The following is a 4,467-nucleotide window of genomic DNA, read 5'->3' on the forward strand; positions in this document are numbered from 1 at the left end:
TCGTTATCCTCCCAGATGTGTTGACTGCTGCATTCCCACCGGCTTTGACCCCGGCCTCACTCCCAACTCTGATTTGAGCACGGATTGTCGCGAGCTCAAAACAGTCTCAATCCCGGCACGCGCACCCTGAGCCGGTACAGCGACGTCGACGCGGCAATGTAGAGGCTTTGCAAATCGTCGTCGCCGAAGGTGAAATTCGCGCAATCTTCAGGCGTCCGGATGACGCCAAGAATGGTGCCCGACGCGTCGAAAATGTGGATGCCGCCGGGTCCGGTGCAGTAAAGATTGCCGCGGCTGTCGATCTTCATGCCGTCGGGCGCTCCCGGCCCCTCGCCCTCGGTTACTGCCCACACCGCGCCGCCATTGAGGTCGCCATTGGCTTCGACGCCGAACACCCTGATGTGCCCGCGTTCGGTGTCGTTGATGAACAGCCGCGACTCGTCCAGCGAAAAGCACAGCCCGTTCGGCTGCCCGAAATCGTCGGCCAGCAATGTCAGCCGGGCGCCGTCGCCATCGATGCGGTAGACGCCCTGGAACGGCAGCTCCTGCGGGCGTGGCACGCCATAGAACTCCCTCCGGCCATAGCCCGGATCGGTGAAGTAGATCGATCCGCCGGTGGCAACGACGATATCGTTCGGGCTGTTGAGCTGCTTGCCCTGATGGTGCGTGGCAAGCACTGTTGCGCTGCCGTTGGGCTCGGCGCGGGTCACGCGGCTCGTTGCGTGCTCGCAGGTGACCAGCCGCCCCTGGCGGTCCAGCGTGTTGCCATTGGCCTTGTGGCTCGGCTCGCGGAACAGCTCGATCTCGCCCTCGGCACTGCGGCGATACATCCGGCTTTCCGGAATGTCGGAGAAGACCAGCCATTTCTCATAGGGATGCCAGACCGGCCCTTCGAGGAAGCCGAAGCCGCTCGCCACCATCTCAATGGTCGCATCGCCGACGACGTCGTCGAAACCGGAATGACGCGCACGCGCCGGCACCGACATCATCGGCTCCCGGCGCGAACAGCCGTGCTACTCCGCATGGTGACGAATGGCATGAGCGCTTCCCGATACAGTCTTCTTGTTGGGGCAGAGCGTAGGCGCGGTCCCGACGAGCCGATACGGGTCAAAGCGCACGGGCGACTGTGCATTTGCACAGTCGCCCGTGCCTATCGAGCGTAGAATACCGGCGACGTCAGATCAGGGCCGGCGAACACTTCGCAAAAGCGCGGTCAAGGTTGCGCTCGCGCAAGCCACCGCCACGAGCACGACAACGCCGGCAGAGTTGGATTTTTGCCCTGCGCGAAATGAGTCGTGCTGCGCGGGCAGAGGGCTGTGAACCAACCTCTTCAGATCGGACCGGCTGCCGTGGCGAACGGAATAGGCGCGCGTGAACTCGGCACCGAGGAGGAAAATCTCCGACGAGTAGTAAACCCAGAGCAATATCACGAGCAGTCCGCCGGCGGCGCCATACGACGACGCAATCGCGCTGGTGCCGATATACCAGCCGATAAGCGATTTTCCCAATGTGAACAGGGCCGCGGTCCCGACAGCGCCAATTGCCACATCGCGCCATTCCAGGGTTCGATCGGGCAAAACCTTGTAAATGGCGGCAAACATCACGGCGATAAGCGCAAACGAAACGACGCCGTTGATCCCGCTGAGTATGATCGTTCCGAACGGCAGATGGGCGTTGATGAAAGCGCCCAGTGCCGAAATCGCGGCGCTTGCGATGAGAGAGACCAGCAACAGGAACCCGAGTGCGGCCACCAACCCCAGACTGGCGGCCCGTGCCCTCACCAGACGCGACAGGGAATTGCCTTGCGGTTCGATCTTCCAGATTGTGTTCAACGACTGCTGCATTTCGCCGAAGACGCCAGACGCGGCCACCAGCAAGGTGACCAGCCCTATGATCGCGGCCCAGGTGCCGTACAGCCTGCCGGATGCACTTTCCAGCGCAGTCTTGAGGAGATCGGCGCTTTCCGGTCCCATCAGCCCTGATATCTGCGCGGACAAGGCCAATTGTGCGGCATCGTGGCCGAAGACGAGACCAGCAATCGCAACCACGATCAGCAAGATCGGCGCCAGCGAGGTGGCGGCATAAAAGGCCATCGCCGCACCATGGCTGAGCGCATTGTCGTCGATGAAACCGACGACGCTTTCACGCACCAGGTGCCATGAATCTGCAAATGAGGGTCGCACTTCGGTACCGCAGGCGTTGAGTTGGCGTTCACTAGCAATGCACCGGACCTTCCGATGTTCCGGCTTGTGGCCGCCGCTGTTTCAGTGCTCCGCCAGCCAGGCATCGAGCCGGTCCTGTTCGCGGCGCAGCGCGTCGATGTTGATCAGGCCACGCGCCATGGCGAGATAGATCGCCCGCGTCCGCGAGTTGAACACGGAAGCATCGCCGGCGCCGTCCTCCGCCGGCACGATGCCGAGCTTGTCGTAGCAGTGCTTGATGCGGCTCTGCGCACCACGGATCGACAGGCCGCGCCGTGCCGCGATCGCCCGGTCGGTCAGGCCGAGCGCGATGTCGATCAGGCTTTCATATTCGCCGTCGGTGATGCCCTCGAACTTGTCCTGAACGCGATGCTGGATGCCGCGGATCTCGCGGTCGATGATGCAGTGGCCTTCGCGGAAAACCCCGCGCAGGGCGGACCGCATGCCTTCCTCCGTCGCCGATTTCAGCACATAGCCGTAGACAGAGCCGGGAGGGACGATGCGCGCCACGCCGCGCACATAGGCTTCGTCGGCGAAATTCGACCAGAACAGGATGTGCGTGCCGGCGCGGCGGTTCCAGATCGCCCTGGCAACTTCGATTCCCGTCGCCTTCGGCATCTGCAAATCGAGCACGACATGCAGTGGCTCGCGCTCAGTCGCCAGGTTGATGGCGTCCTCGCCGTCGCTCGCTTCGATCACCTCGACGTCACCGGGCCACAATTGCTCCACCGTTCGCCGCGCGAAGCTACGGTGCAGCCCGTCATTCTCGGCGATCATCACAAGCATCACATGGCCTCCGATACGGCGAGTTCGCCAGGCATTGTTGCAGCCGCCGCCAGTTCCCGTGATGGCTGGCGGTCGATCTCGACGACGACACGGGTGCCGCCGTTCTTGCGGCCGGCCTGGCCGATGCGCAGCCGCGCCCCGATAAGGGCTGCCCGCGTGTGCATATGGCCGATGCCGCCATACGCGGCCGGGTCAACGGCGCCGCAGCCCTGGCCGTCATCCGTGACGATCACCCGCAGCACGCTCGCGGTCGACGCCAGCAGCACGTCGATGCGGTGCGGCGCGGCATGGCGAACGGCATTGTTGATCGCTTCCTGCACGATCCGGTAGAGCGCGGTCCGCACTGGCTCCGACAGGGTGTCGGCGCCGCCGTCGCTGGTGTCGGCGATGCGTACGGCGATCGGCGGCTTGGCCCTGGCGACGCTGCGGTTGAGATGCGCCTCGACCGCATCGCGCAGGCCGAACAGTTCAAGCACGCTCGGCCGCATGTCGTCGACGATGTGGCGCAGTTCCGTCAGGCAGCCGGCGACCTCCTTCTCGAGATCGGCAAGCTGTGCTGCCCGCGCCACGCCCTGGCCGCGAAGTGCCGAGAGCTGGCGCGCGATCCGGGCGAGATCGGCAAGCGTCTGGTCGTGCAGGTCCATGGCCATGCGCCGGCGTTCGCGCTCCATGCCTTCGGTCAATTGCGAGGCGCCGACGCGCAGCAGCTCGACGCGGTTTCGCGCCTCGCTCTCGGCCAGCATGGCGCGGCGCGCCTCCTCGGTCTGGATCAGCGCGAAGATGTAGGGCGCGATCAGGTCGGCGCATTGCTGCGCGACCGCGACGTCGGCAAGCGTGTAGCATTCGACCTCGTGCCGGCTGATGTTGAGCGCGCCGATGATGCCGCCGCGCGCCCTGAGCGGCACGACGATGCGGCTGCGCAGCCTGGCGGCGAAGATCGGACCATCGATAGCGGTGGCGAAATGGAACCGCTCGTCGCTCAGCGCGTCGTCGGCGAGCAGATAGGGGACTTCGCCCCACAGCACCGAGCGGATCGGGCTGACTTCGGTCGGCAGCGGATGCTGGGCAAGCTCGCTCCAGCTGGTGTGGAAGCCGGCTTCGTAACAGGCGTGCCGGCGCCCATCATGCGACAGCACCGCCAGATCCATGTGGTCGTGCGGGATGAGCGAGCCGATCTCGATGGCTGTCGCGCGGAACGCCGTGCCGGGATCGATATGGCCGGCAAGCGCCCGCGATATCGCCAGCAGCCGGTCGATCAGGACCAGGGACACTTCCGCCATTGCTTTCACGATCCTCCCGTGCCGGGAAATAGTGGACGCATGCCGCCGCCGCTGTCAACGACGGCGCCTTTGGACATAGGAATTTTTTCTTGACCCGGTGACCTCAGCTATGGTACATTTTCGTCCATGGTGCTGATTTGCGCCGGTGACCCGCCGCACTGGCGGGTTTTTTGTTTGGTTCTCCGTCAGCGCAGGCGAAA

The 4,467-nt window shown here is 64.4% G+C and carries 4 protein-coding genes; all 4 read right to left on the bottom strand.

What is annotated here, in order from left to right:
* Positions 1-95: 95 nt before the first annotated feature.
* The 4 genes from EN914_RS25575 to EN914_RS25590 all read right to left on the bottom strand — a co-directional run bounded on the left by EN914_RS25575 (position 96) and on the right by EN914_RS25590 (position 4,267).
* Positions 96-986 (bottom strand): SMP-30/gluconolactonase/LRE family protein, encoded by an 891-nt coding sequence (locus EN914_RS25575; RefSeq protein ID WP_024504760.1) that lies wholly within the window; start codon positions 984-986, stop codon positions 96-98.
* Positions 987-1,181: 195 nt separating this feature from the next.
* Positions 1,182-2,150 carry a YihY/virulence factor BrkB family protein gene (locus EN914_RS25580; RefSeq protein ID WP_224618920.1) on the bottom strand — a complete coding sequence of 323 codons (969 nt, stop codon included), beginning with the start codon at positions 2,148-2,150 and terminating at the stop codon, positions 1,182-1,184.
* A gap of 114 nt (positions 2,151-2,264) precedes the next feature.
* Positions 2,265-2,987: a response regulator transcription factor gene (locus EN914_RS25585; protein WP_127218946.1), complete on the bottom strand. Its 723-nt coding sequence runs from the start codon at positions 2,985-2,987 to the stop codon at positions 2,265-2,267.
* Complete coding sequence (locus EN914_RS25590; protein ID WP_024504763.1) at positions 2,987-4,267, bottom strand: histidine kinase; 1,281 nt, start codon at positions 4,265-4,267, stop codon at positions 2,987-2,989. The genes EN914_RS25585 and EN914_RS25590 overlap by 1 nt, the downstream gene beginning before the upstream one ends.
* Positions 4,268-4,467: the final 200 nt, after the last annotated feature.

This window comes from Mesorhizobium sp. M7A.F.Ca.CA.001.08.2.1, assembly GCF_003998455.1.
Lineage (GTDB): Bacteria > Pseudomonadota > Alphaproteobacteria > Rhizobiales > Rhizobiaceae > Mesorhizobium > Mesorhizobium ciceri.